Here is a 25,277-nt window from a genome sequence, read left to right on the forward strand (position 1 = left end):
TCTAATGGCTGTTGGTCTTGGTCCTTTGCCCACCCTGCACCCGGTTCCGGGTTTTGAACTCGGTATTGCTTCTGCCGGCATCAAGCGTCCTGGGCGCAAGGATGTGGTGGTCATGCGCTGCGCCGAAGGCTCCAGCGTGGCTGGCGTGTTCACCCTCAACGCCTTCTGTGCCGCTCCCGTGATCCTGTCCAAGCAGCGCGTGCAGGGTACCGTGCGCTACCTGCTGACCAACACCGGCAATGCCAACGCCGGCACCGGCGCGCCAGGCCTGGCCGCTGCCGAACGTACCTGCGCCAAGCTGGCCGAACTGACCGGCGTGCCGGCCGAATCGGTGCTGCCGTTCTCCACCGGTGTGATCGGTGAGCCACTGCCGGTCGAGAAGATCGAAGGTGCGCTGCAGGCCGCCCTGGACAACCTGTCGGAAAACCACTGGGCTGAAGCCGCCACCGGCATCATGACCACCGACACCCTGCCAAAAGGTGCCAGCCGCCAGTTCCAGCACGAGGGCGTGACCGTCACCGTGACCGGTATCAGCAAAGGCGCCGGGATGATCCGCCCGAACATGGCCACCATGCTCGGCTACATCGCCACCGACGCCAAAGTTGCCCCGGCGGTGCTCAAGGACCTGATGCTCGACGGCGCCAACAAGTCGTTCAACCGCATCACCATCGATGGCGACACCTCGACCAACGACTGCTGCATGCTGATCGCCACCGGCAAGGCCAACCTGCCGGAAGTCACCGAAGCCAGCGGCGCGCTGTTCGAAGCGCTCAAGAAGGCCGTATTCGAAGTGTGCATGGAAGTGGCCCAGGCCATCGTCCGTGACGGCGAAGGCGCCACCAAGTTCGTCACCGTGCAGGTCAACGGTGGTGGCAACCACCAGGAGTGCCTGGATGTCGGTTACGCCGTGGCCCACTCGCCGCTGATCAAGACCGCGCTGTTCGCCTCCGACCCGAACTGGGGCCGTATCCTGGCTGCCGTGGGCCGTGCCGGCGTGCCGGAGCTGGATGTCAGCTTGATCGACGTTTACCTGGACAGCGTGTGCATCGCCAGCAAAGGCGGCCGCAGCCCGAGCTACACCGAAGCGCAGGGTTCGGCCGTGATGGCCCAGGAAGAGATCACCATCCGTATCGAGCTGGGCCGTGGTCAGTGCAGCGAAACCATCTGGACCACCGACCTGTCCCACGAATACGTGAAGATCAACGCCGAATACCGCACCTGATTCACCCGGGGCCGCACAGCGGCCCCAACCTCTCAAGAAATGGAGCCGAACCATGAGCTATCACCTGATCATCGGCGACAAGCTGTATTCCTCCTGGTCGCTGCGTGGTGCCCTGGCCCTTGAGCTGGCCGGCGTGCCGTACGAAGAAACGCTGATCAGCCTGAACCAGCCCGATACCCGCAAGCGCATCCTCGAATTCTCTTCCACCGGCAAGGTGCCGCTGCTCAAGACCGAACACGGGGTGATTGCCGACTCCCTCGCTATTGCCGAGTACCTCAACGAGCGTCACCCAGAGGCCCAGCTGTGGCCGGCCGATGTGGCTGCTCGTGCCCAGGCCCGTTCGGCTTGCGCGCAGATGCACAGCGGCTTCTTCGCCTTGCGCGGTGCCATGCCGTTCGACCTGTCCCGTGACCAGGGGCTGGATGACATGCCTCTGGACGTGCAAGTGGACATCGACCGCATCGTCGCGCTGTGGTCCGAGTGCCGCCTGGTGGCCAAGGGCAATGGCCCCTTCCTGTTCGGCAAGCCGACCCTGGCCGATGCCTTCTTTGCCCCGGTGGCGGTGCGCCTGCGTACCTACCGCGTGGAAGTGCCCGCCGAGGCAGCCACCTATATCGAAACCATTTACCAGTGGCCGGCCTTCCAGGCCTGGCAGCAAGCTGGCCTGGCGGAGCGTGAAGGTTGAAACGGATTCATGTTGTAGCCGCGGTGATCCGCGGGAGTGACGGCCGCATTCTGATTGCCCGCCGCGCCGATACTCAGCACCAAGGCGGCTTGTGGGAATTCCCGGGCGGCAAGGTGGAAGAGGGCGAAGGCGTCGAAGCGGCCCTGGCCCGTGAGTTGCGCGAAGAGCTTGGCATCGAAGTGACCCGTTCGCGGGCGCTGATCAAGGTCAGCCACGACTACCCGGACAAGCAGGTGCTGCTGGATGTGCGTGAGGTCGATGCGTTCACCGGTGAGCCCCACGGCGCCGAAGGCCAGCCACTGGCCTGGGTTGCGCCACGCGACCTGGGGCAATACGAATTCCCTGAGGCCAACAAGCCGATCGTCGCTGCTGCGCGCTTGCCGGCCCAGTACCTGATCACTCCGGATGGCCTCGAAGTGCCGCAGATGCTCAAAGGTATCCAGAAGGCCGTGGCCAACGGTATCCGTCTGATCCAGCTGCGCGCCCCGGACATGTACGACCCCAAGTACCGCGATGTGGCAGTGGACGCGGTCGGGCTGTGCGCAGGCAAGGCGCAGTTGATGCTCAAGGGGCCGCTGGAGTGGCTGGGCGACTTCCCGTCCGCCGGTTGGCACCTGACCGCCGCGCAGCTGCGCAAGTACGCAGCCAAAGGCCGCCCGTTCCCCAAGGAGCGCTGGCTGGCGGCGTCGTGCCACAGTGCTGAAGAGCTGGCCCTGGCCGAGCAGATGGGCGTGGATTTCGTCACCCTGTCGCCGGTGCAGGCAACCCAGACCCACCCCGAGGCGGTGCCGTTGGGCTGGGATGAGGCGCAGCGGCTGATTGCCGGTTTCAACCAGCCGGTTTACCTGTTGGGTGGGGTTGGGCCGGGTGAGCGGGAGAAGGCCTGGGAGGCTGGTGCCCAAGGTGTTGCCGGGATCCGCGCATTCTGGCCTGAGGCCTGAGTATCCGGGGCTGCAAAGCAGCCCCGGCGATATCAGCCTTGAGGCTTTTCTGCAGGCTGCCAAAGCACTTCCGCAATCCCTTGCCGCCGCCCAATGATCCGCGCCGCCACAAACAGCAGATCCGAAAGCCGGTTGATATAAGCCAACCCAACCCCCTGCAACGGCTCCAGCGCATTCAACTGCTGACACCGCCGTTCCGCACTGCGCGCCAGGCTACGGCACACATGGGCCTGCGCCACCAGCGCCGAACCACTGGGCAGAATGAAGTTCTGCAGCGGTCCCAGCTCCTCGTTCCACACATCGATCGCTGCCTCCAGCCGCTCCACCTCGGCCTGGTTCAGGGCCTGATAGCTGGGCATCGCCAACTCGCCGCCAAGGTCGAACAAACGATGCTGGCATGGCGCAAGGACGTTGCTTACCTCATCCAGCTTGTGGTCATCCAGGCCGGCCAGCAGCAGCCCGAGCTGACTGTTGAGGCTGTCCACCTCACCGATCGCCTCGACCCGTGGGTGGTCCTTGGGCACCCGCCGCCCGTCGCCGAGGCCGGTTTCGCCCTTGTCGCCAGTGCGGGTGTAGATCTTCGACAGGCGATAGCCCATGTCATGCCTCCGTGTGGGTCGGCGCAGCCGCTGGCGGTTGGCCGAGGGGCAGGCGCAGGGTAAAGCAGGTGCCCTGGCCGGGCGTGGACTGCACTTCCATCTGCCCCTTGTGGTTGTTGGTGATGATGAAGTACGAAACCGACAGCCCGAGCCCAGTGCCCTGGCCGATTTCCTTGGTGGTGAAGAACGGCTCGAAGGTGCGTTTGCGCACGGTTTCGGGCATGCCCACGCCGTTGTCCTCAACCTGAATCTCGGCCCAGGGGGGATTGAGCTTTGTGCGCAGCGTGATACGCCCCGGCTCGCTGGGCTGAGGCCGCTGGTGGATGGCTTGGGCGGCGTTCTTCAGCAGGTTCAGCAGCACCTGCTCCAGTTCGTTGGCGGTGCAGGGCACCGGGCCCAGGTTGGGGTCGAACTGGCGGATGATGGCCTGCCCCTTGAAGTCGAAGCCGATGGTCAGGTCGAAGTCGTTGCTGGCAATTTCCACGGCCTGGTCGATCAACGCCGGCAGTTCGCAAGGTACCAGCAGGCGGTTGCTGCGGCGGCTGAAGCTGAGCATGTGGGTGACAATCTTGGCGGCGCGTGCGCCGGCCTGCTGGATGCCGTCGAGCAGTTGCGGCACTTCGCGGTTGTCCAGGTAGCGGTTGACGCTGGCCAGGTCGATGCCCAGCTCGCTCGCCTGCTCCTGGTTGCGCGGCAGATCCGGCGACAGGCGCCGGCGGATGTTCTGCACGTTGTGCAGGATCGCGCCCAGCGGGTTGTTGATTTCGTGGGCCATGCCGGCTGCGAGGCCGCCGACCGAGAGCATCTTCTCGGACTGCACCATCATTTCTTCCAGCGACAGGCGCTGGGTGATGTCGTCGATACGGATGACCACGCCGCGGCCGCCGCCGCCCATCAGCGGGTAGAAGGTCAGGGCGTAATGGCGCAGGTCGTCTCCCTTGGGCCAGGTGACCCGCTCGATCTTCGCCACCCGGTGCTTTTCCACGCTTTCCTTGAGTTGCGGCAGGAACGGCTTGAGCGGTTCGAAGGCGATGAATATCGGCTGGTTCAGCGCTTCGTCCAGCGGCGTGCCGGAGAGTACCGTGGCTTCGTGGTTCCATTGGGTGACGTAAAGCTGCTCATCGAGGGCGATCAGCGCCGAGGGCATGGAGTCGATGATGCTGTTGAGGTAGTTCTGAAAACCGGTGAGCTTCTTCTCGATCTTGCTGCGCACCTGGACTTCCAGCTCCAGCTTGCGATTGGTGTGACGGGTTTCCTCGGCCAGGCCCTGGGCCTGGTCGTAGGCCGTCTGGAATTCGTCGCGAGTGCGCTTGAGCTGCTGCTCGCGGGCCTCGATACGCGAAAGCATGGTGTTGAAGGCTTCGGCCAGGCTGCCGATCTCGTCGTCGTTGCCGCGGGTGGCGCGCAAGGCATAGCTTTCTTCGCGGGTGACCTGGCGGCTGAGTTCTTCGAGCTGGTTGATCGGCTGGGTGATCAGGCGCTTGATCTGTCGGGCGATGATCATCCACAGCAGGATGCTGAACACCAGGATCGCCAGGCTGGCGCTGAGCGTGCCGGTGTAGAACGCCGTGGGCAGTTCACTGCTGGCCACCAGCAGCAGGTGCGCCGGTGGGTTGGCGTCGCGGGGGATGCGGATGAGCTGGGTGCTGCGAAACTCCATCAGGCGCCAGCCGTCGATGTTGCGGTAGCGCTTGGGCAGCGCCAGGTGATCGCCGTGTTGCAGCTGGGCCAGCATGCTGCCGTCGCCGCCGTAGATGGCAGCGGCGCGTAGCGGGGTGTAGCTGTCCAGCTCCTTGAGCAGGGCTGTGGCTGTCTCGGTCGAGTCGCCGGCACGGGCCGACAGTTGCGGATTGGCCACCAGCTTGCCGATGGTCTGCAATGCCTGTGGCGCCATGCTCTCCTGGGTGATCCAGTAGGCGGCGCTGATGAAGGTCAGGTTGGCGACCAGCAGGATGGTTACCAGCAGTACCAGCAGGGCTGCCAGCAGTTTCTGCCCGACCGGGAGGTTTTCCAGGCGTTGGCGCAGGCTCATGGGCAAGGCAATATCCGTATTGGGTTGACGTCAGGCGCTGGGCAAACCACGCGCTCGCAGGTTATCGACCAGGCGCTGGTGCAGGTGTTCCAGCCGTGGCAGCTCCAGGTCGTGGCGTTCGGCTGCCCGGCAGGCGTGGCCCAGCAGGTAGTGCACTTCGGTACGCCGGCCAGCGCGCACGTCCTGGTACATGGAAGAGTAGTTGGCTGCGGTGGCCAGGATCACCCGCTGCACTTCTTCATTCAGATCGGTTGCCGCTTCCGGCTGGCCGCAACGGCGCAGCAATTCGGCCAGTTCCGTAGTCAGTGCCTCGACCTCGCCGAGATGCCCAAGTAAACCGCCGTTCTGGCAGTCATGCAGCACGGTCAGCGGGTTGATGGCGCAATTGAGTGCCAGCTTGCGCCACAGGCGGGTAAGGATGTCGACCGTCCATTCGCCTGGGATGCCGGCGTCGTTCAGGTCATCGAACCATTCTGGGGTGGTGGGGTTGGCCGGGTCTCCCAGCCAGTTGAAACCATGGCCGGCGAAGCGCACCTGCCAGTCGTCCTCGCGGAAAGCGCCTTCGGTGCTGGAGGCGAAGATGCAGCGGGCAAGGGGGGCCTGATCGGCGACTTCGTCCTGGCTGCCCAGGCCGTTCTGCAACAGCACGATTTCTGCGCCTTCAGCCAGGCGCGGCGCCAGGCGGGCGATGGCGGGGGCGGCATCGTAGGCCTTGCAGGCCACCAGCAGGCGATGGATGGGCCCACCGGACTCGGCCGTTTCGGCCGGGATCGCGTAGAGGCGGGTTTGATCCTGTTCGACCAAGGTCAGGCCACCGGCCCGCTGGTAGGCCTGCAGGCGCTGCGCATCACGCAGGATCAGGCGTACCGCCTTGCCGGCGCGTGCCAGGCGGCAGGCCCAGAGGCTGCCGAGGCTACCGGCGCCGAGAATATGCCAGGTGCTGCTCATCTGCGTTTCGCAACCCGTTATAATGAGCCCGCATTTTAACCCGCTAACACCGACGCGCTCCATGTTCAGACTGAGCGCGCGTTTATTTTATGGAGATTACCCATGCCTTCGTTCGACGTGGTATCGGAACTGGACAAGCACGAAGTGCAGAACGCGGTCGACAACGCCATCAAGGACCTCGAGCGCCGCTATGACCTCAAGGGCAAGGGCAGCTTCGAGTTCAAGGACAAGGAACAGACCGTGGTGCTGACCGCCGAGGAAGAGTTCCAGCTCGAAGCCATGATGGAAATCCTGCGCCTGGCGCTGGTCAAGCGCAAGATCGACGTCAAGTGCCTGGAAACCAAGGACCCGTACGCCTCGGGCAAGGAAAAGAAACAGGAAGCCAAGTTCCGCGAAGGCATCGACAAGGACCTGGCCAAGAAGATCGTCGCCACCATCAAGGACGGCAAGCTCAAGGTCCAGGCCGCCATCCAGGGCGAGCAGGTGCGTGTCACCGGCAAGAAGCGCGACGACCTGCAGGAGGCCATTGCCCTGCTGCGCACCAAGGAATTCGACATGCCGATCCAGTTCAACAACTTCCGCGACTGATCGCCGGGTTGTGCGGAACCTCGATGGCGTAATGATGTCCATGGGGGCCATGGCCGCTGTTAGACCCGCGGCCTGCTTTACTGTGTACGTGCCGCTCGGCATCAGGAGATGAATACATGGATTTGAACGCTGAAGTCGATCAGCTGGTCCGCCAATCGCAGACCTGGGTCCCCTTGATCATGGAATACGGCAGCCGCTTTCTGCTGGCACTGCTGACCCTGGCTGTCGGTTGGTGGATCATCAACAAGGTCAGCGCCCGCCTGGGCAAACTGGTTGGGTTGCGTAACGCCGACCTGGCGCTGCAAGGGTTCATCAGCACCTTGTCGAACATTGTGCTGAAAGTGCTGCTGTTCGTCAGCGTGGCGTCGATGATCGGCATCGAGACCACTTCGTTCGTCGCCGCCATCGGTGCTGCCGGCCTGGCCATCGGCCTGGCCTTGCAGGGCAGCCTGGCGAACTTCGCGGGTGGTGTGCTGATCCTGATGTTCCGCCCGTTCCGCATCGGTGACTGGATCGAAGCGCAGGGTGTGGCGGGTACCGTCGACAGCATCCAGATCTTCCATACTGTGCTGCGTACCGGTGACAACAAGACGGTGATCATGCCCAACGGTGCCCTGTCCAACGGCATCATTACCAATACCAACCGCCAGCCGACGCGCAAGGTGGTGTTCGATGTGGGCGTGGACTATGAGGCCGACCTGCAGAAGGCCCGCCAGGTGCTGCTGGAGCTGGCGCAGGACCCACGCGTGCTGGCGGACCCTGCTCCGCAGGCGGTCGTCTCGACCCTGGGCGACAGCTCGATCACCGTTTCGCTGCGCCTGTGGACCAAGACCTCCGATTACTGGGACGTGATGTTCATGCTCAACGAGCATGCCCGTGACCGGTTGAAGGCCGAAGGGATCGACATTCCGTTCCCGCAGCGGGTGATCCGCGTGGTGCAGGAAACTGCAGCGCAGTGATGCCAGACTGGGGCCGCGAAAGCGGCCCCAGTCTTTTCAGCACCCCTTACACTTGTTCACAGCAATCCCCCGCCATTTCTGGCATATAACCTGTCCCCTCCTGCCTGCACCCGATACGCCATCATGAAACCACTGCTCTACATCACGCCTCTTCGGGCCCTGCTGTTCGGCCTGACCCTGGCCCTGTTCGAGCTGCTCACCTACCTGGCCAGCGACGCCGTGATGCCGGCCATGCCGGTGGTGGTCGAGCAGCTGAACGCCAGCCCCGAGTACATTCCCCACGCGCTCAACCTGTACCTGCTTGGTGGCGTGGTGCTGCAATGGCTGATCGGCCCGCTGGCTGACCGCTATGGTCGCCGCCCGCTTCTGCTGGCCGGCTGCGCGTTCTTCGGCGTTGCCTGCCTGGCCACCTACTGGGTGCAAGACATTGGCCTGTTCAACCTGCTGCGCCTGCTGCAGGGCATCGGCCTGGGCTTCGTGGTGACGGTCAGCTACCCAGCGCTGAACGAGTCGTTCAGCGAAGCGGACGCGGTGCGCATGATGGCGTTGCTGGCCAATATCGCCTTGCTGTCGCCGTTGCTCGGGCCGCTGGTCGGGACCCTCATGCTGCAGTGGCTGGACTGGCGCTGGCTGTTCGTGGCCTTCGCCATCGGAGCAGTGCTGTGCTGGCTGCTGCTGCATCGGCTAATGCCGGAAACCCTCGGTGTGGAGCGTCGTGATGGCTCACGCCTGCCGTTCACCCCAATCCACCTGTTGCCTCTGCTTGCCGGTTACGGCCAGCTGCTGGCCAACCGCAAATTCGTCGCCGGCAGTGCCGCGTTGGGCCTGGTGGGCCTGCCGCTGATTGGCTGGATCGGCCTTTCGCCAGTGCTGCTGATTCACGATGAGGGGCTGAGCACGATGGAATATGCGCTTTGGCAGTTGCCGGTGTTCGGCGGGCTGATCCTGGGTAACCTGATCATCAACCGGATCGCCGACCGTTACCCGCTGCCGGCCCTTGTGCGCGGCGCGCTGGGGCCGTACCTGGCCGGCCTGTGCCTGATGGTGCTGGCGACTTGGGTGTGGCCGACGGTAACCAGTGTGGTCGCCGGCATGTCGCTGTACGCGTTGGGGCTGGGCGTGGCCAATGCGGTGCTGTACCGCATGACGCTGTTCGCCAGCGAGCAGAGCAAGGGGTTGGTATCGGCGATGCTGGGGATGATCACCATTGCCTTGCTGGGGCTGGGTGGTGCGGTATTGGCGATGATCGGGGCGGGGGCGAGCCTGTTGCACTTTGCCCTGGCGGCGGGTGTGGCAGGTGCCTTGGCGCTGTGGCCTTTGTGGTTTGTAGTGGGTGGGCAGCCTGGGGAAGGGGCTGTCGCTCAATAACCATTTTGCCTGCACTTGCCTCTTCGCGGGACAAGCCCGCTCCTACAGGCAAACTCGTTTACTGTAGGAGCGGGCTTGTACAGGCCTTAGAGAGCTATCAGGGCTGCTCGGCCGCCGGGTTATCCACCGGCACCTGCTTTCCCCGGCTCACTTCCTGGCGCCAGTGCAGCGCGATCAGGATCAGTGTGGGCACACCCAACAGTGCAGTGATCAGGAAGAAATCGTGATACCCGTACTTCTCCACCATCACCCCTGAATAGCCGCCGATCAGGCGCGGCAGCAACAGCATGATCGAGCTGAGCAGCGCATACTGGGTGGCCGAGAACTTCAGGTTGGTCAGGCTCGACAGATAGGCGACGAACGCCGAAGTGGCCAGGCCCGAGCTGAAGTTGTCCAGCGAAATGGTCACCACCAGCATTTCCAGGTTCGGCCCCATGTCGGCCAGCATCAGGAACAGGATGTTAGTGGCCGCCGAGGCCGCGCCGCCGATGAACAGGATCGGCAGGATGCCGAACCGCACGATCAGCAATCCGCCGACGCCGGCACCGACCAGGGTCATGATCAGGCCGAAGACCTTGCTGACGCTGGCGATCTGGTCCTTGGTGAAACCCATGTCGATGTAGAACACGTTGGCCATCACGCCCATGACCGTGTCCGACATGCGATAGGTGGCGATCAGCCCTAGCAGCAGCAGCGCCTGCCAGCGGTAGCGAGCGATGAAGTCGTGCACCGGTGTAAGCACCGGGGCCAGGCCACGGCGGCCCATGCCCGAAAGGCAAGCCCAGGTCAGCAGCACGTAGAGGATCAGGCGCAGGAAGGCGCGGTCTTCGAGCAGCAGGTCGAGTGGTGTCGCATCGCCGGAAATGACGCTCGACCAGCCAGTGTTGAACATCTGGGTGAAGCTGGCCGGTACCGACACCAGCAGGATGATCAGCACGAACACCGAGGCCATCTGATGCATCAGGCCATAGCGAGCGGCCGACAGCTGAGTGCGCAGGGGTACCGGTGGCTCACGCATCACCAGGGTGGTGAACAGCGCCGGCAGCATCATCACGCCGAACAGCACGTAGGTGCCAGCCCAGGCCTTGTGCAGGTAGCTGAAGCCGGTGGAACCGAACCACTCGGCGAAGAACAGTGCGCCTGCGGTCGCGAGCAGGGCGGCGACCCGGTAACCGGCCATGTAGCTGGCGGCGAGGGCTGCCTGGCGCTGGTCGTCGGCAATCTCGAGGCGATAGGCATCGACGGCGATGTCCTGGGTGGCCGAGGCAAAGGCCACCAGCACCGCCAGGGCGATCAGCCAGGAAAGGTGTTGCTGCGGGTCGCACAAGCTCATACCGACCAGGCCGATCACTACCAGCGCTTGCGAGAGCAACAGCCACGAACGGCGTCGCCCCAGGCCGCCAAGCAACGGCAGGCGCCACTGGTCGAGCAGGGGTGACCAGACCCATTTGAAGGCATAGGCCAGGCCGATCAGGCTGGCGTAGCCAATGGTTTCACGGGCCACGCCCGCTTCGCGCAGCCATACCGACAGGGTCGAGAACACCAGCATGTAGGGCAGGCCGGCGGCAAAGCCCAGCAGCAAAAGTACCAAGGTTGACGGGCTGGCATATGCAGCAAGCGCAGCGCGCCAGGTTTTACGGGGCATGGGCCAACATCTGCCTCAAATTTGCGAAAACAAAGCGCGCACTCTAACCGCTGTGATCCATCGGGCGCCAGCCATGGCGCGCTATTCCCACACGATTATTAGACACTTCAACACCTTCTGCCCTTAGGCGTGCCCGCTGTTCGTCGCCAGAGGGCGTGCTTGCTCCAAGGCTCAAGCGGCCACCCGCACCGACCACTCTGTGCCATGGCAGGCGGCTGTCCGCTGGCAGCTGGCCGAGCACTCGACCAACCCAGCGCGCCGCGCGACCCAGTCCAGCCAGCTCGGCAAGCTGGCCATAGGTCACGACTTTGCCCGGTGGCACTTGTCCCAGCACGGTAAACAGCGCCGTTCGTCGGGCCTCTGGTGATTCCGCGACGTGCACATATGACTCAGACATCAGAGCAGCCCAGGCCTGGGATGAAACCGGACGAGTGGTCACGGCAAATGAGAGTTGAACTCAACGGCATACTCCTGGGTCTGTCCTTGCTCTGGTCGTCGGTATCTGGATAATGCCCGGCTTTTTTCGTCAAATCGAACCTGTAGCGCGCTTATGTATTCTAGATCCTTGCTTTGCCTGTTGACCGCTTCGCTGTGCGCCGCCCCGGCGTTCGCCGATACCGTGTGGATGAAGAACGGGGACCGGCTCAGCGGCAAGATTCGTGTATTCGACGGTGGCAAGCTGGTGCTGGAAACGCCGTATGGTGGCGCGATCTCGCTGGACTGGAAACAGGTCCAGACCCTGGAAAGCGACCAGGAACTGCTGGTCAAGCAGGACGCCTACAGCGGCGAGAAGGCCAAGTCACTCAAGGCCGCCGAGCCGGGCAAGGTGACCCTGGCCAACGGCGATGCGCCGAAGACGGTCGAGCTGGCCAGTGTCCAGCAGATCATGAAGCCCAAACCGCTGGTCGAGGACTTCATCTGGAAGGGCAACGTCGACGTGGCCTTGGACTACAAGCGCGCCGAGACTGACAGCGACGACTACGACATCGGCTTCAAGACCACCGCCCGCCATGGCCGCTGGCGGCACAATGCCGAAGGCGAATACAACCGCGAATCCAAGGACGACGTCACCACCACCGACAACTGGAGCGCCGAGTACGCGCTCGACCGCTTCATCACCGAGAAGTGGTTCTGGCAGGGGCGCATGGAGTACAAGCGCGACCGCATCGAGGAACTGGCCCGGCAGCGCACGGTCGGTACCGGCCCGGGTTACCAGTTCTGGGATGACGAACTGGGCGCGTTCTCGCTGGGTTCGCTGATCAACCGCACCGATTTCGAATACCAGGATGGTGCCAAGGACAACTTCTATTCGGCGGCGGTGAAGTGGGACTACACCCGCTACCTGATCGGCAAGAACGTTCAACTGTTCACCAATGGCGAATTTGCCAAGCCGCTGGGCGGTGTCGCCGATTACTCGCTGGATGCCGAAGTGGGGCTGCGCTACAAGGTCACCGAATGGGCCTCGCTCAACCTCAAGGCGGAGAAGGACATCATTACCGGGACGCGGGATAGCGACCTGGACAAGACCCGTTACACCGCCGGTTTCGGTGTGACCTGGTAGATCATATGGCGGCGCAGCAGCACCATTGGCACTGGATGTGATAATGCTTATCTTGTCACCTATCCAGTCCGCCGCCAGGAGCCGCCCCCAAGTGAGTACCAACGCCATCCGCCCCGCCCGGGAACTGCTGCTCAAGGAATACCGCGGCGTGCTCTCGACCCATTCCAAGTCCATGCCGGGCTTCCCGTTCGGTTCGGTGGTGCCTTACTGCCTGGATGCCGAGGGCAATCCGCTGATCCTGATCAGCCGTATCGCACAGCACACCCACAATCTGCTCAAAGACCCCAAGTGCTCGCTGCTGGTGGGTGAGCGTGAGGCCGAGGACGTGCAGGCTGTGGGCCGCCTGACGGTGATGGCCGAAGCGCACAAGCTGGTCGATGAGGCCGCCATCGAGGCGGCGGCCGAGCGCTACTACCGCTATTTCCCCGATGCGGCCAACTACCACAAGGCCCATGACTTCGACTTCTGGGGCCTGCAGCCGGTGCGCCATCGCTATATCGGTGGCTTCGGTGCGATCCACTGGCTCGATCAGGTGACCCTGGCCAATCCGTTCGCGGGCAAGGCCGAGGCGGGCATGATCGAGCACATGAACAGCGAGCATGCCAATGCCATCGCCCATTACGCCGAGCTGAGCGACCTGCCGCGCAACGTACCGGCGCAGATGGTCGGCATCGACAGCGAAGGCATGCACCTGCGTATCGGCCAGGGTATTTACTGGTTAGCGTTTCCCGCGCCTTGCAACACGCCGACACAAGTCCGCGAAGCCCTGGTTTTGCTGGCACGCGCCGACCAGTGGCCGACTGCGACTGAAGTCGAGGCTTGAAATCCCGAGTGAACGCATCCAACTGTAGGTCTAACAGGAAGGGTCTCTTCCGACGAGGAATGCTTTGATGCGTGCTTTTCTATTGCTGTTTCTGTTGTTCCCGGTGCTGGAGCTGTTCGTCTTCGTCAAGGTCGCCGGGGCCATCGGTTTCTTTCCGGCGCTGCTGCTGATCATCGCCGGCTCCGCCCTGGGGGTGCTGGTGGTGCGTGTGGCGGGCCTCGCCACTGCCCTGCGTGCCCGTGAAAGCCTGCAGCGTGGCGAACTGCCCGCCGAGGACATGTTTCAGGGCCTGATGCTGGCCGTGGGCGGTGGCTTGTTGCTGCTGCCAGGTTTCATCAGCGACGTGCTGGGCCTGCTGTGCCTGCTGCCCTTCACCCGCCACCTGGCGGCCCGCAAGATGCGCGAGCGCGCCGAAGCCCAGGCCATGCGCCAGCGCGCGTTCCAGGACGACCCGTTCCAGCCGCAGCCGCGTGATGGCGGCCATCGCCCGAACGTGATCGAAGGCGAGTACGAGCGCCGCGACAAATAATCAGACCTGCAACCCCCGGGGCCGCACAAGCGGCCCTGGTCTTTTTCAACCGGCTGAAAAATTTTGCATATCAAACCTTGTAATTGGATATGGCGGCCTCATGTATGTGGTCACCGCAAGGTTTCTGGTGGCAACACCAGTCATGACACAGGTGGTTCGCCCTTTGCGGGCCACCCCCGGCAACGCCGGACCGCATAAACCCGCCGGTGTCGATACCGGCCGATGAAAACCACAATTTGGGAGAGATCGACAATGAAGCTTCGTCCTCTGCATGACCGCGTAGTCATCCGTCGCAGCGAAGAAGAATCGAAAACCGCTGGCGGTATCGTCCTGCCGGGTTCGGCCGCTGAAAAACCAAACCGCGGCGAAGTTGTTGCTGTTGGCACCGGTCGCGTCCTGGAAAACGGCGAAGTACGTGCGCTGGCCGTCAAGGTCGGTGACAAAGTGGTTTTCGGCCCTTACTCGGGCAGCAACACCGTGAAAGTCGATGGCGAAGACCTGCTGGTCATGGCCGAGAACGAAATCCTCGCCGTTATCGAAGGCTGATTTCACCCCCGACTTCCCGTTACTCCAAAGATTTACAAGGATTAAACGATCATGGCTGCTAAAGACGTAAAATTCGGCGATTCCGCTCGTAAGAAAATGCTTGTTGGTGTCAACGTTCTGGCTGACGCGGTAAAAGCGACCCTCGGCCCGAAAGGCCGTAACGTAGTGCTGGCCAAGAGCTTCGGCGCTCCGACCATCACCAAGGACGGCGTTTCCGTCGCCAAAGAAATCGAGCTGAAAGACGCCTTCGAAAACATGGGCGCCCAGCTGGTCAAGGAAGTCGCTTCCAAGGCCAACGACGCTGCCGGTGACGGCACCACCACCGCTACCGTTCTGGCTCAGGCCATCGTCAACGAAGGCCTGAAAGCCGTCGCTGCCGGCATGAACCCGATGGACCTGAAGCGCGGCATCGACAAGGCCACCGCCGCCGTTGTCGCCGAGCTGAAGAACCTGTCCAAGCCATGCGCCGACTCCAAGGCCATCGCCCAGGTAGGCACCATCTCCGCCAACTCCGACAACTCCATCGGTGAAATCATCGCCGAAGCCATGGAAAAAGTCGGTAAAGAAGGCGTGATCACCGTTGAAGAAGGCTCGGGCCTGGAAAACGAACTGTCCGTCGTAGAAGGCATGCAGTTCGACCGCGGCTACCTGTCGCCGTACTTCATCAACAAGCCGGACACCATGGTTGCCGAGCTGGAAGGCCCGCTGCTGCTGCTGGTCGACAAGAAGATCTCCAACATCCGTGAGCTGCTGCCAGTTCTGGAAGCCGTTGCCAAGGCCGGCCGTCCACTGCTGATCGTTGCCGAAGACGTCGAAGGCGAAGCGCTGGCGACCCTGGTGGTCAACAACATGCGCGGCATCGTCAAGGTTGCTGCAGTCAAGGCACCAGGCTTCGGCGACCGCCGCAAGGCCATGCTGCAGGACATCGCTGTCCTGACCGGCGGCCAGGTCATCTCCGAAGAAATCGGCCTGACCCTGGAAACCACCACCCTGGAGCACCTGGGTAACGCCAAGCGCGTCATCCTGTCCAAGGAAAACACCACCATCATCGACGGTGCTGGCGTTGACGCCGACATCGAAGCACGCGTCAAGCAGATCCGTGCCCAGATCGAAGAAACCTCTTCGGACTACGACCGTGAGAAGCTGCAAGAGCGTCTGGCCAAACTGGCTGGCGGTGTTGCCGTGATCAAGGTCGGTGCTGGCACCGAAGTTGAAATGAAAGAGAAGAAAGCTCGCGTTGAAGACGCCCTGCACGCTACCCGTGCTGCCGTCGAAGAAGGCGTGGTGCCTGGCGGTGGTGTTGCCCTGGTTCGTGCCCTGGCTGCCATTGTTGACCTCAAAGGCGACAACGAAGACCAGAACGTCGGTATCGCCCTGCTGCGTCGCGCTGTAGAAGCTCCGCTGCGCCAGATCACTGCCAACGCCGGCGACGAGCCAAGCGTTGTTGCTGACAAGGTCAAGCAAGGTTCGGGCAACTACGGCTACAACGCTGCTACCGGCGAATACGGCGACATGATCGAAATGGGTATCCTCGACCCAGCCAAGGTCACCCGTTCGGCTCTGCAAGCTGCAGCTTCGATCGGTGGTCTGATGATCACCACCGAAGCCATGGTTGCCGACCTGCCGGAAGACAAGCCAGCTGCTGGCATGCCTGACATGGGCGGCATGGGTGGCATGGGCGGCATGATGTAAGCCAGCCTTACCCCCTGCAGCAAGAAGAAGCCCCGGTTCGTGAGAACCGGGGCTTTTTCGTTTTTCTGTCGCGGCCCCCTATCAGGCAGTACGAGGCTCGCCGGCTGCCGTCTCGGCCACGCCGTTGCGATACAGCACCAGGTAATAGGAGCCCAGGCCTATCAACCAGCAGAACACTGCGGTCCACACGTTATGCGACAGGAAGTGCGCCCCCTGCAGCATCCGCCCCAACCCCAGCGCCGAGCCAGCCACCAGGGCTACCCCGAACGCCACGCGCGCCAGCTTCGGCTTGCGGTCACGCAGCATGAAGAACAGGCCGAACAGGCAGAAACCGGTGGCCGCATGCCCACCTGGCCAGCACAGCCCCGGCTTGTCGGTGGCCGGGCGATGTTGCAGCAGCTCGCTGTAGGTTTCCTTGCCGCCGAACTGGGTCAGGCTCCACGGGCACTGCACCTGGGTCACCTTCTTCAGCGGCGTGACAAAGGCCGTCGACAGCCCCAGCGCCAAGACCAGGCAACCCAGCTCGCGGCGCCAGCTGAACAGACGCTTCCAGAAGAAGCTCGAGGCGAATGCGCCCAGCGAAATCAGCCCAAGCAGGATCACACCTTGCTTGACCCGGTCGTGCATGACGGTTTCCAGCAAGTAACTGTGACGGCCGATGAACTGCCCGGCGGCGGGGTCGAAGAACAGGTTGGCGACGTCCATGTCGACCGATGTCAACTCCAGCAGGAGCAGGGCCGCGGCAATAGCCAGAGGTATGCCCAGGTACAGCCAGAGATTGATCGGACGCGGACGAGTGCGTTGTTGCATGACGACTCCAGGGGGTAAAAAGACCGGGCATTGTCATGCGCCCGCTATTCTCTGTCCGTGAAGGATCAGTGAAAAAACTGTCAAGTTCGCTGAATTTGCCCTGGGGCTGGCACAGTACCGGCGATGGCCTTAAGCTGCGCGTGCCGCGCCCCCTAGCGAAGCGCCGCACAGGAGAACCCGATGCGTATTCTTTTGGTTGAAGACAACCGCGATATTCTTGCCAACCTTGCCGATTACCTGGGCATGAAAGGCTACACCGTCGACTGCGCCCAGGACGGCCTCTCAGGCCTGCACCTGGCCGCCACCGAGCACTACGACCTGATCGTGCTCGACATCATGCTGCCCGGTATCGATGGCTATACCCTGTGCAAGCGCCTGCGCGAGGATGCCCGCCGTGATACCCCGGTGATCATGCTCACGGCCCGCGACCAGCTGGACGATCGCCTCCAGGGCTTCCGCTCCGGTGCCGATGATTACCTGCTCAAACCTTTTGCCCTGTCCGAGCTGGCCGCGCGCATCGAAGCCGTGCTGCGCCGTGCCCAGGGCGGCGGGCGGCGTACCCTGCAGGTCGCAGACTTGAGCTACGACCTCGATACCCTCGAAGTGACCCGTCAGGGCCGCCTGCTCAAGCTGAACCCGGTCGGTCTCAAGCTGCTCGCAGTATTGATGCAGAAGAGCCCGCACGTGCTGCGCCGCGAAGTGCTGGAAGAAGCCCTGTGGGGCGATGACTGCCCGGACAGCGACAGCCTGCGCAGCCACGTGCACCAGTTGCGCCAGGTGATCGACAAACCGTTCGAAAAACCGCTGCTGCATACCGTCCATGGCGTCGGCTATCGCCTCGCCGAGGGCCGCGATGGAGTTTAAGCAAAGCCTTGCCCAGCGCATCATCATCGCCTTTGCGTTGATGAGTGCGCTGGTGGCCGGCGCCTTCGCCTTCGGTATTGTCGCCACCGTGCACCTGGTCGAAGAGCGCCTGATCTCGTCGGTGCTCGGCGGCGACTTGCAGCGCTTGCTGCGCATGGACAGCGTGAGCGACTGGAGCCACCGGCCACGGCCTGACCAGTTGTTCTACTTCAGTGGCGGGCGCGATGACTTCGAGCTGCCCAAGGACCTGCGCCACCTCGACGTCGGCTTCCATGAGGTGTTTCGCGACCAGCTGTCCTATCACGCGATGGTCGAGATCGTCGATGGTCGCCGCTATGTGCTGCTGCAGGACCAGAGCGATTTCGAAGAGCGCGAGCGCGTGCTGTTCGCCGTCGTGGTGGTGGGCTTCGTGCTCAGCCTGGTACTGGCGGTGGTGCTCGGCTGGCTGTTGGCGCGCAGGGTGATGGCACCGGTCATCCGCCTGGCGCGACAGGTTCGCCATCGTGATCAGTTGCTTGGCCTGGCGCCGCCGTTGGCCCCGGACTACGCGGCCGACGAAGTCGGCCAGCTGGCGGTGGCGTTCGACGATACCCTGGGCCGGCTGCGCGATGCGCTGACCCGCGAGCGCTTGTTCACCAGCGATGTCAGCCATGAGTTGCGCACGCCGCTGATGGTGCTGGCCACCTCGTGCGAACTGCTGATGGAAAACCCCAATCTGGATACCCGCGCGCGCAGCCAGGTGGAGCGTATCGCCCGCGCTACGGAAGAAATGCGCGAGCTGGTCAAGACCTTCCTGATGCTGGCGCGTGCCCAGCGTGACCAGGGTGCCGTGGCATCCCAGGCAACCCTGCGCGAAGTCGCCGACGACCTGATCGGGGTGTGGCGCGATACCATCGAGCAGAAGGGCCTGGCGCTCTACTACGATGGCCAGGTCAGTGCAGGCCCATTGCTGTACAACGCCACCTTCCTGCAATCGGTGATGGGCAACTTGCTACGCAACGCCGCCCATTACACCGACAGCGGTTATATTCGCCTCAGCCTGGAGCTCAACGGCTTCAGTGTCGAGGACAGTGGCGTGGGTATCCCGGAGGAGCAGCGCGAGGCCATGTTCCAGCCTTTCGTGCGCGGCGAGGAGCGGCGTGGCGAAGGCCTTGGGTTGGGTCTGTCGCTGGTGCAGCGGATCTGCGATGACCAGGGCTGGCGGGTGACGCTGACTTCGACGGCACCGCATGGCTGCCGCTTCCAGGTGGACCTGAGCCAGAGCGCGGAAAAGATCGATCCCACGCAAGAATAAGGTGGAAAATTTCTACGAAATAATGTGAAACATACCTTCCGTTTGATGACATTATTTTCACATTGGCATGACCAGTTGCCTACGATTTGTTACCTAAGGTATGCGCATTGGAGACAGGAGCTACTCGATGCGCAGCCCGATCAAACTCGAATTTTCCGAGAAGTACGACCAGCAACATGCCCAGGACTACTTCCTCAAGCACCAGGATGGACTGGCCCGACGTCTGTCCCACAAGCGTGACGAGCAGTTGGCCCGTCGTGCCCTGGCACTGGCTGGAGAACCGGGCTTGGTCCTCGACTTGCCTTGCGGCGCGGGCCGTTTCTGGCCGCTGCTGGCGGAAAAGCCGAACCGGGTGATCATCGGTGCCGACAACTCCGAGGCGATGATCCAGACGGCCTGTGCCGCACAACCACCAGAAGTGGTGGCACGGGTACGTCCTTTGCAGACTTCGGCATTCGCGATCGACTTGCCGGATAATTCGGTCGACAGCATCTTCTGCATGCGCCTGTTCCACCACATTGGCGAGGCGGCTCACCGCAAGACCATTCTTGACGAGTTTCAAAGGGTTAGCCGTGACAGTGTAATCCTGTCATTGTGGGTGGACGGCAACTTCAAGGCCTGGCGCCGCAAGAAGCTCGAGCAAGAGCGTCACGCCAAGGCCGAGCAGGGCAGTTATCAGAACCGTTTCGTGTTACCGGCAGAAACGGTCGAAGCAGAATTCAAGGCCGCCGGCTTCAGAATCCAGGAACACCTCGACTTCCTGCCGTTCTATGCCATGTGGCGGGTGTATGTATTGCGTAAGGGGTAGTGTTTGATGGCTGTAGCGCAAAATGGGGAGTCTCGGTTCGATTATTACTGGCGCCAGCAGGGCGAATGGGTCGAGGAACCCAACCAGCGGCGCGGTGGTGAGAGTGGCGTACAACGGCTGAACGATGGCAACGGCAAGGTGCTGTATGCCAAGCGTCAGGTCGGCCATATCTATCGCAGCCTGTTGCACCCACTCGGCAGGCCGACCGTGTTGCGCGAGCTCGATGCACTGAACAGCTTCGAGCAACTGGGTGTGCGTGTGCCGCGCATCGTGTTTTGTGGCGCCGAGCGTGACCCCGAGCACCAATGGCGCGCGCTGCTGGTCAGCGAGGCGCTGGATGGCTTTGTCGAACTCGATACGTGGCACGCCGAAGGCGCCCGCGAGCGCTATCCTCAAGTTGTGCATGAACGCATGCTCAAGGATCTGGCCGACAACTTGGCGCGCATGCACCTGGGCCATTGGCAGCATGGCTGCCTGTACGGCAAGCACGTCTTCATCAAGGTCATCGGCGAGGGTGAGCAGGCCCGCGTCGAGGTAGCACTTCTGGATCTGGAAAAATGCCGACGACGCATCAGCTGTCAGCGGGCTGCGGGTAACGACCTGCGTCAGCTGCGCCGCCACTCGTCGCTAAATGACACGGAATGGCAAACGCTGCTCTATTTTTACCAGATGGCGTTTGGCAGCGCTGTCAAAGGGTTAGGGTAATGAAACTAGAAATAGCTCGAGCTTTATTCCTGGTGGCTGGGTTGGCTGTGACCACGGCGGCGGTAGCTGCCTGGGAAGAGCCACGGCCTGTGGTATTCAGCAAGGCAGACCAGTGCGCGGTGCCGCATGAGGTCAAGGCGCAGCAGAACAAGGCCGAACCGGACCAGGACCTGCTGTTGTTCCTCTTTGGCATGCGCCAGGGGCTACGGCCGTTTGGCTGATACAGCTTGAGCAAGATGAAGGCCTCGCAAACGCGAGGCCTTTGTTTTTTTGTAGGAGCGGTCATGCGGTAATCGGCTGCTTGGCTTCAGACTTGTGTGCCAGCAAGGTGTAGATACACGGCAGCACAAACAGGGTAAACAAGGTTCCGATAGACATCCCGGTGGCAATCACCGTGCCGATATCGAACCGGCTCACCGCGCCGGCCCCGGTGGCCAGGATCAGCGGCACCATGCCGAACACCATCGCCGCCGTGGTCATCAGCACTGGCCGCAGGCGAATGGCGGCCGCTTCCTCGATGGCCTGGCGAACGCTCAAGCCCTTTTCCTCACGCAACTGGTTGGCGAACTCGACGATCAGGATGCCGTGCTTGCTGATCAGCCCGATCAGCGTCACCAGCCCCACCTGGGTGTAGATGTTCATGCTGGATATGCCCAGGAACAGCGGTAGCAGCGCACCACAGATCGACAAGGGTACGGTCACCAGGATCACCAACGGGTCGCGGAAGCTCTCGAACTGCGCAGCCAGCACCAGGAAGATGATCGCCAGTGCCAGGCCGAAGGTCACCCACAGTGCGCTGCCTTCCTGCACGTACTGCCTGGCCGTCCCGGCATAGTCAAAGGCAAAGCCCTCCGGTGCCTCTTCCCGGGCGATGTCGCGCACCGTCTGCAGCGCCTCGCCGATGCTGACCATCGGCACTCCCTGGATGATCGCCGAGTTAAGCTGCTGGAACTGGTTGAGCTGGCGCGGGCGGGCGCGGTCACTGAGGGTGATCAGTGTCGACAAGGGCAGCAACTGCCCTTGCTCGTTCTTCACGTAGTAGTTGTTCAGCCAGCCGGCGTTGTCCCGATAGGGCCGCTCGACCTGGGCAATTACCTTGTAGCTGCGGCCTTCGAGGGTGAAACGGTTGATTTCCGCCTCGCCCAGCAGGGTGGCCAGGGTGCCGCCGAGCGTATCCATGGACACGCCCATCTGCGCCGCCTTGGCCCGGTCGATATCAACCACCACTTCAGGCTTGTCGAAGGCCAGGTCGATGTCGAGGAAGGCGAACTTGCCCGATTCCTGCGCCCGTTGCTTGACCCGCTGGGCGACTTCCAGCAGGGCAGGGTAATCGCCGGCAGTGTTGATCACGAACTGGAACGGCAGGCCCTCACCGGTGCCTGGCAGCGATGGCAGGTTGAAACCGAAGATCTGCAGCCCGCCGATCTGCTCCAGCTTGGCCTGCACCAGCGGCAGCAGTTCCATCTGCGTGCGCTGGCGTTCGTTCCAGGGCTTGAGCAGGAAGCCACCGATGCCGCTCTGTACGCCGTTGAAGCCGTTGATCTGGAACGACGAGTAGTACTCGGGGAAGCTCTTGAACAGCGGCGTGAACTGGTCGGTGTAGGCGTTCAGGTAGTCGAGGTTGGCCGGCTGCGGCGAGCTGCTCATCATGAAGATCACACCCTGGTCCTCGTTGGGCGCCAGCTCGTTCTGGGTGAACTTCAGCAGCAGCGGGATCAGACACAGGATGATCACGGCGAACACCAGCACCACCGGGCGACTGTCGAGGGTGGCATGCAGCAGGCGCTGGTAACGTACCTTGAGGCCTTCGAACAGCACGTCGAGCCGATGGGCCAGGCCGCTGGGGTTCTGCTCCTGGCGCAGAAGCAGGGCGCACATCATCGGCGACAGGGTCAGGGCGACGATGCCAGAGATCACTACCGCGCCAGCCAGGGTCAGGGCGAACTCCTTGAACAGCGCACCGGTGAGCCCGGTAAGGAAGCCGATGGGCGCGTACACCGCCGCCAGGGTGATCGTCATCGACACCACCGGCATGGCGATTTCCCGCGCGCCTTCCAGGGCGGAATCGAAGGGAGACTTGCCTTCCTCCATGTGCCGGTGGATGTTCTCCACCACCACAATGGCATCGTCCACCACCAGGCCGATGGCCAGCACCATCGCCAGCAGTGTCAGCAGGTTCAGCGAGTAGCCCATCATCTGCATGAAGAACAGCACGCCGATCATCGACAGTGGGATGGTCACCACCGGGATCAGCACCGAGCGCAGCGCGCCGAGGAACAGGAACACCACCACGATGACGATCAGCACCGCTTCGCCCAGGGTCTTGATCACTTCGTCGATGGACGCCTGGATGAACAACGTGGCGTCGTAGGCGATCGATACCTTCAGCGCCGACGGCAGCTGGCTTTCCAGCTCCGGCATGATGCGCCGCACTTCCTTGATCACGTCCAGCGGGTTGGCCGCCGGGGTGGCCTTGATGCCGATATAGACCGACGGCGTGCCATCGAACGAACTGACCGTGTCGTAATTTTCCGCGCCCATCTCCACCCGTGCCACGTCACCCAACAGCACCCTGCTGTCACCGGACACCTTGAGCGGTAGCGCGGCGAAGGCTTCGGCCGATTTCAGCTCGGTGCTGGCGTTGATGCTGGTGACCACGTACTCGCCCTTTACCTCGCCGGCGGCGGAGAGGAAGTTGTAGCGGCGTACGGCATTGGTCACGTCGGTGGCGGCAAGGCCGAAGCCGGCCAGCTTCACCGGGTCGATCCAGATGCGCATGGCGAACACCTGATTGCCCAGGATTTCCGCTTCGGCCATGCCCGGCAGGGTGGCCAGCTTGGGCTGGATCACCCGCGACAGGTAGTCGGTGATCTGCGGGTTGCTCATCTCCTTGCTGTAGAAACTGATGTACATCAGCGCCGATGCGTCGGCGGCTTCCTTGCTCAGGACCGGGTCTTCAGAATCCTGCGGGAGCTGGTTGCGCACCTCGTTGGCCTTGGCCAGCAGTTCGGTGAACAGGCGGTCGCTGTCGGCGCCGATGCGCGCGTAGATGGAGATCACCGAAAAGTTCTGCCGGCTGACCGAGGTCATGTAGTCGATGCCTTCGGCGCTGGCCAGGCTCTGTTGCAGCGGCTGGGTGATGTAGCCCTGGATGGTTTCGGCGTTGGCCCCGGGGTAGGCGGTGGTCACAGTGATCAGGGCGTTTTCCATTTTCGGGTACTGGCGGATCTGCAGCTTGTTCCAGGCCTGGAAGCCGAGCAGCAGGATCAGCAGGCTGACCACGCTGGCCAGCACCGGGCGGCGGATGAACGGGTCGGTGAACGCCATGCCTGCCTCCTGCTCAGTCGGTGCGCGGGGCGCCCTGTTCGGGCTTGAGCGCGCTGTCCTGGCCAATGCGGATGGTCGCGCCCGGGGTCAGCTTGAGCTGCCCGGCGGTGACCACCTGCTCGCCGGCCTTGAGGCCCTTGCTGACCACCACCACGCCATCGCGGCGTTCGCCGGTCTGCACGGTACGCTGTTCGGCGCTGAGCTGTGGCTGGCCCTTGTCGTCGTTTTCCGGGTTGCCGTCCTTGTCTTTCTTCGGCGTGGCGACGTACACCGAGTTGCCGTACAGGGTGTAGGTGATGGCACTTTCCGGCACCACTACCTGGGGCTGTGGATCGGGCAGCAGGATCAGCAGGTTGGCGAACATGCCGGGCAGCAGCTTGTCGTCCGGGTTGGCCAGGGTTGCGCGCACCAGCAGGTTGCGCGTGTTCTCATCGACCTTGGGGTTGATCGCGCTGAGGCTGGCCGGGAAGGTCTGGCCGGGGTAGGCCGCCACCTGCACCAGCACCTGCTGGCCCAGGCTCAGGTGCGGCAGCGCCTGTTCCGGGACGTTGAAGTCGACATACAGGCTGGACAGGTCCTGCAGGGTGGCGATCACCGTGCCGGCGGCCAGGTACTGGCCAATGTCCACCTGGCGGATGCCGATGGTGCCATTGAACGGCGCGTTGATGCTTTTCTTGATCTTTTGCGCCTTGAGCTGTTCGACCACCGCCTGATTGCGCCGGTACTGGGAGGACAGGCGATCGAACTCGCCGCGGGAAATGGCGGCATCGCCGACCAGCTGGCTGCCGCGGCCGAAGTCGACCTTGGCCAGCCCCAGGTCGGCCTGGGCGGTGCCGAGCAGGGCGGTTTCCTGGTCGTCGTTGAGCTGCAGCAGCGGTTGCCCGGCTTTGACCTTCTGCCCGGAGTCGAAGTACAAGGCTTTGACGATGCCTTCCACTTCCAGACTCAGCTCGACGCCTTGCAGGGCCTTGAGGCTGCCTACGGCAGGCAGGCGTTCCTGCCACTGGCGCTGTTCGGCCGGTGCGGCTGCAACGGTGATGGGCGGCCTGGGCGCCGAGAACATCTGGATCTGCCGGTAGATCGAGAAGCCCTTGTAGCCCCCCAGGGCCAGCACGATCAGCAGAACGACGGCCAACATGATGAGCATGCGGCGGCGTAGCATAGGTCCGGTTCCTTGGATGCGTGGTTGTTATTCGTTTTGACACGACAACGGGCGATCCTGCCCACGTGCGGATGATGGAAGTATTGCAGAAGGAGAGGGGATTGCCTGTACCGGCCTCTTCGCGGGGCAAGCCCGCTCCTACAGGTACATTGCGAACCCACGGATTGTG

At 62.8% G+C, this 25,277-nt stretch carries 24 protein-coding genes; 16 read left to right on the top strand and 8 right to left on the bottom strand.

All coding sequences use genetic code 11. The annotated features are described in order from the left end of the window. Nucleotides 1-4 precede the first annotated feature (4 nt). The 3 genes from argJ to BGP85_RS18040 are packed head-to-tail and all read left to right on the top strand — an operon-like array spanning nt 5 to nt 2,848. On the top strand, nt 5-1,222 hold the full coding sequence (gene argJ / locus BGP85_RS18030) for a bifunctional glutamate N-acetyltransferase/amino-acid acetyltransferase ArgJ (protein WP_103449237.1): 1,218 nt from the start codon (nt 5-7) through the stop codon (nt 1,220-1,222). Between the two features lie 52 nt (nt 1,223-1,274). Beyond that, on the top strand, nt 1,275-1,907 hold the full coding sequence (locus BGP85_RS18035; RefSeq protein ID WP_103449239.1) for a glutathione S-transferase family protein: 633 nt from the start codon (nt 1,275-1,277) through the stop codon (nt 1,905-1,907). Continuing rightward, nucleotides 1,904-2,848, top strand: a complete 945-nt coding sequence (locus BGP85_RS18040; protein ID WP_103449240.1) for a Nudix family hydrolase — start codon at nt 1,904-1,906, stop codon at nt 2,846-2,848. Before BGP85_RS18035 ends, BGP85_RS18040 begins: the two co-directional genes overlap by 4 nt. A 32-nt stretch (nt 2,849-2,880) precedes the next feature. On the opposite strand, the gene BGP85_RS18045 is transcribed toward BGP85_RS18040, so the two are convergent. Genes BGP85_RS18045 through BGP85_RS18055 form a run of 3 tightly spaced genes read right to left on the bottom strand, consistent with a single transcriptional unit; the run spans nt 2,881 to nt 6,427 of the window. Further along, nucleotides 2,881-3,447 carry a cob(I)yrinic acid a,c-diamide adenosyltransferase gene (locus tag BGP85_RS18045; RefSeq protein WP_103449242.1) on the bottom strand — a complete coding sequence of 189 codons (567 nt, stop codon included), beginning with the start codon at nt 3,445-3,447 and terminating at the stop codon, nt 2,881-2,883. A gap of 1 nt (nt 3,448) precedes the next feature. Then, nucleotides 3,449-5,479, bottom strand: a complete 2,031-nt coding sequence (locus BGP85_RS18050; protein ID WP_103449244.1) for a sensor histidine kinase — start codon at nt 5,477-5,479, stop codon at nt 3,449-3,451. A 30-nt stretch (nt 5,480-5,509) separates the two neighbouring features. Further along, on the bottom strand, nt 5,510-6,427 hold the full coding sequence (locus BGP85_RS18055; protein ID WP_103449245.1) for a putative 2-dehydropantoate 2-reductase: 918 nt from the start codon (nt 6,425-6,427) through the stop codon (nt 5,510-5,512). Between the two features lie 102 nt (nt 6,428-6,529). On the opposite strand from BGP85_RS18055, the gene BGP85_RS18060 reads away from it, so the two are divergent. The 3 genes from BGP85_RS18060 to BGP85_RS18070 all read left to right on the top strand — a co-directional run bounded on the left by BGP85_RS18060 (nt 6,530) and on the right by BGP85_RS18070 (nt 9,342). Next, nucleotides 6,530-7,015 carry a YajQ family cyclic di-GMP-binding protein gene (locus BGP85_RS18060; RefSeq protein ID WP_103449247.1) on the top strand — a complete coding sequence of 162 codons (486 nt, stop codon included), beginning with the start codon at nt 6,530-6,532 and terminating at the stop codon, nt 7,013-7,015. Between the two features lie 116 nt (nt 7,016-7,131). Continuing rightward, nucleotides 7,132-7,974: a mechanosensitive ion channel family protein gene (locus BGP85_RS18065; RefSeq protein ID WP_103449249.1), complete on the top strand. Its 843-nt coding sequence runs from the start codon at nt 7,132-7,134 to the stop codon at nt 7,972-7,974. 123 nt (nt 7,975-8,097) lie between these two features. Next, the gene (locus tag BGP85_RS18070; RefSeq protein ID WP_103449251.1) at nt 8,098-9,342 is read left to right on the top strand and encodes an MFS transporter; all 1,245 of its coding nucleotides are present in this window, start codon (nt 8,098-8,100) and stop codon (nt 9,340-9,342) included. A 97-nt stretch (nt 9,343-9,439) separates the two neighbouring features. On the opposite strand, the gene BGP85_RS18075 is transcribed toward BGP85_RS18070, so the two are convergent. Beyond that, a complete protein-coding gene (locus BGP85_RS18075) occupies nt 9,440-10,987 on the bottom strand; it encodes an AmpG family muropeptide MFS transporter (RefSeq protein WP_103449252.1) in 1,548 nt (515 codons plus the stop codon). Between the two features lie 43 nt (nt 10,988-11,030). Further along, nucleotides 11,031-11,384 carry an MGMT family protein gene (locus BGP85_RS18080; protein ID WP_103449880.1) on the bottom strand — a complete coding sequence of 118 codons (354 nt, stop codon included), beginning with the start codon at nt 11,382-11,384 and terminating at the stop codon, nt 11,031-11,033. Nucleotides 11,385-11,537: 153 nt separating this feature from the next. Between BGP85_RS18080 and BGP85_RS18085 the strand changes: the two genes are divergently transcribed. The 5 genes from BGP85_RS18085 (at nt 11,538) to groL (ending at nt 16,138) form a co-directional block, all read left to right on the top strand. Next, nucleotides 11,538-12,548, top strand: a complete 1,011-nt coding sequence (locus tag BGP85_RS18085; protein ID WP_103449254.1) for a DUF481 domain-containing protein — start codon at nt 11,538-11,540, stop codon at nt 12,546-12,548. A 91-nt stretch (nt 12,549-12,639) separates the two neighbouring features. Then, on the top strand, nt 12,640-13,371 hold the full coding sequence (locus BGP85_RS18090) for a HugZ family pyridoxamine 5'-phosphate oxidase (protein ID WP_103449256.1): 732 nt from the start codon (nt 12,640-12,642) through the stop codon (nt 13,369-13,371). A 67-nt stretch (nt 13,372-13,438) separates the two neighbouring features. Then, on the top strand, nt 13,439-13,900 hold the full coding sequence (locus tag BGP85_RS18095) for an FxsA family protein (RefSeq protein WP_103449258.1): 462 nt from the start codon (nt 13,439-13,441) through the stop codon (nt 13,898-13,900). Between the two features lie 252 nt (nt 13,901-14,152). Next, entirely contained in the window at nt 14,153-14,446 is a 294-nt protein-coding gene (locus BGP85_RS18100; RefSeq protein ID WP_009684394.1) for a co-chaperone GroES, read from the top strand. A gap of 51 nt (nt 14,447-14,497) precedes the next feature. Beyond that, entirely contained in the window at nt 14,498-16,138 is a 1,641-nt protein-coding gene (gene groL, locus BGP85_RS18105; RefSeq protein ID WP_079226656.1) for a chaperonin GroEL, read from the top strand. An 81-nt stretch (nt 16,139-16,219) separates the two neighbouring features. On the opposite strand, the gene BGP85_RS18110 is transcribed toward groL, so the two are convergent. Beyond that, nucleotides 16,220-16,948 (bottom strand): phosphatase PAP2 family protein, encoded by a 729-nt coding sequence (locus BGP85_RS18110; RefSeq protein ID WP_103449260.1) that lies wholly within the window; start codon nt 16,946-16,948, stop codon nt 16,220-16,222. A gap of 180 nt (nt 16,949-17,128) precedes the next feature. Between BGP85_RS18110 and colR the strand changes: the two genes are divergently transcribed. From colR to BGP85_RS18135, 5 genes are all read left to right on the top strand, one after another. Next, the gene (gene colR, locus BGP85_RS18115) at nt 17,129-17,812 is read left to right on the top strand and encodes a two-component system response regulator ColR (protein WP_003255215.1); all 684 of its coding nucleotides are present in this window, start codon (nt 17,129-17,131) and stop codon (nt 17,810-17,812) included. Further along, a complete protein-coding gene (locus BGP85_RS18120) occupies nt 17,802-19,106 on the top strand; it encodes a sensor histidine kinase (RefSeq protein ID WP_103449262.1) in 1,305 nt (434 codons plus the stop codon). The genes colR and BGP85_RS18120 overlap by 11 nt, the downstream gene beginning before the upstream one ends. Nucleotides 19,107-19,233: 127 nt before the next feature. Further along, on the top strand, nt 19,234-19,914 hold the full coding sequence (locus BGP85_RS18125; RefSeq protein WP_103449264.1) for a class I SAM-dependent methyltransferase: 681 nt from the start codon (nt 19,234-19,236) through the stop codon (nt 19,912-19,914). 6 nt (nt 19,915-19,920) lie between these two features. Then, nucleotides 19,921-20,619 carry a lipopolysaccharide kinase InaA family protein gene (locus BGP85_RS18130; RefSeq protein ID WP_103449266.1) on the top strand — a complete coding sequence of 233 codons (699 nt, stop codon included), beginning with the start codon at nt 19,921-19,923 and terminating at the stop codon, nt 20,617-20,619. Further along, nucleotides 20,619-20,840, top strand: a complete 222-nt coding sequence (locus BGP85_RS18135) for a hypothetical protein (protein ID WP_103449268.1) — start codon at nt 20,619-20,621, stop codon at nt 20,838-20,840. The genes BGP85_RS18130 and BGP85_RS18135 overlap by 1 nt, the downstream gene beginning before the upstream one ends. Nucleotides 20,841-20,901: 61 nt before the next feature. On the opposite strand, the gene BGP85_RS18140 is transcribed toward BGP85_RS18135, so the two are convergent. After that, nucleotides 20,902-23,946: a multidrug efflux RND transporter permease subunit gene (locus BGP85_RS18140; RefSeq protein WP_103449270.1), complete on the bottom strand. Its 3,045-nt coding sequence runs from the start codon at nt 23,944-23,946 to the stop codon at nt 20,902-20,904. A 13-nt stretch (nt 23,947-23,959) separates the two neighbouring features. Beyond that, nucleotides 23,960-25,108: an efflux RND transporter periplasmic adaptor subunit gene (locus tag BGP85_RS18145; protein WP_103449272.1), complete on the bottom strand. Its 1,149-nt coding sequence runs from the start codon at nt 25,106-25,108 to the stop codon at nt 23,960-23,962. Between the last annotated feature and the right edge of the window lie 169 nt (nt 25,109-25,277).

Source organism: Pseudomonas putida, assembly GCF_002906855.1.
Taxonomy (GTDB): Bacteria; Pseudomonadota; Gammaproteobacteria; order Pseudomonadales; family Pseudomonadaceae; genus Aquipseudomonas; species Aquipseudomonas putida_N.

Excerpts from the sequence above, each read along its gene's own strand:
- argJ (WP_103449237.1), top strand. The coding sequence starts at position 5 with ATGGCTGTTGGTCTTGGTCCTTTGCCCACCCTGCACCCGGTTCCGGGT.
- BGP85_RS18035 (WP_103449239.1), top strand. The coding sequence starts at position 1,275 with ATGAGCTATCACCTGATCATCGGCGACAAGCTGTATTCCTCCTGGTCG.
- BGP85_RS18045 (WP_103449242.1), bottom strand. The coding sequence starts at position 3,447 with ATGGGCTATCGCCTGTCGAAGATCTACACCCGCACTGGCGACAAGGGC.
- BGP85_RS18050 (WP_103449244.1), bottom strand. The coding sequence starts at position 5,479 with ATGAGCCTGCGCCAACGCCTGGAAAACCTCCCGGTCGGGCAGAAACTG.
- BGP85_RS18055 (WP_103449245.1), bottom strand. The coding sequence starts at position 6,427 with ATGAGCAGCACCTGGCATATTCTCGGCGCCGGTAGCCTCGGCAGCCTC.
- BGP85_RS18060 (WP_103449247.1), top strand. The coding sequence starts at position 6,530 with ATGCCTTCGTTCGACGTGGTATCGGAACTGGACAAGCACGAAGTGCAG.
- BGP85_RS18065 (WP_103449249.1), top strand. The coding sequence starts at position 7,132 with ATGGATTTGAACGCTGAAGTCGATCAGCTGGTCCGCCAATCGCAGACC.
- BGP85_RS18070 (WP_103449251.1), top strand. The coding sequence starts at position 8,098 with ATGAAACCACTGCTCTACATCACGCCTCTTCGGGCCCTGCTGTTCGGC.
- BGP85_RS18075 (WP_103449252.1), bottom strand. The coding sequence starts at position 10,987 with ATGCCCCGTAAAACCTGGCGCGCTGCGCTTGCTGCATATGCCAGCCCG.
- BGP85_RS18080 (WP_103449880.1), bottom strand. The coding sequence starts at position 11,384 with ATGTCTGAGTCATATGTGCACGTCGCGGAATCACCAGAGGCCCGACGA.
- BGP85_RS18085 (WP_103449254.1), top strand. The coding sequence starts at position 11,538 with ATGTATTCTAGATCCTTGCTTTGCCTGTTGACCGCTTCGCTGTGCGCC.
- BGP85_RS18095 (WP_103449258.1), top strand. The coding sequence starts at position 13,439 with ATGCGTGCTTTTCTATTGCTGTTTCTGTTGTTCCCGGTGCTGGAGCTG.
- BGP85_RS18100 (WP_009684394.1), top strand. The coding sequence starts at position 14,153 with ATGAAGCTTCGTCCTCTGCATGACCGCGTAGTCATCCGTCGCAGCGAA.
- groL (WP_079226656.1), top strand. The coding sequence starts at position 14,498 with ATGGCTGCTAAAGACGTAAAATTCGGCGATTCCGCTCGTAAGAAAATG.
- BGP85_RS18110 (WP_103449260.1), bottom strand. The coding sequence starts at position 16,948 with ATGCAACAACGCACTCGTCCGCGTCCGATCAATCTCTGGCTGTACCTG.
- colR (WP_003255215.1), top strand. The coding sequence starts at position 17,129 with ATGCGTATTCTTTTGGTTGAAGACAACCGCGATATTCTTGCCAACCTT.
- BGP85_RS18120 (WP_103449262.1), top strand. The coding sequence starts at position 17,802 with ATGGAGTTTAAGCAAAGCCTTGCCCAGCGCATCATCATCGCCTTTGCG.
- BGP85_RS18125 (WP_103449264.1), top strand. The coding sequence starts at position 19,234 with ATGCGCAGCCCGATCAAACTCGAATTTTCCGAGAAGTACGACCAGCAA.
- BGP85_RS18130 (WP_103449266.1), top strand. The coding sequence starts at position 19,921 with ATGGCTGTAGCGCAAAATGGGGAGTCTCGGTTCGATTATTACTGGCGC.
- BGP85_RS18135 (WP_103449268.1), top strand. The coding sequence starts at position 20,619 with ATGAAACTAGAAATAGCTCGAGCTTTATTCCTGGTGGCTGGGTTGGCT.
- BGP85_RS18140 (WP_103449270.1), bottom strand. The coding sequence starts at position 23,946 with ATGGCGTTCACCGACCCGTTCATCCGCCGCCCGGTGCTGGCCAGCGTG.
- BGP85_RS18145 (WP_103449272.1), bottom strand. The coding sequence starts at position 25,108 with ATGCTACGCCGCCGCATGCTCATCATGTTGGCCGTCGTTCTGCTGATC.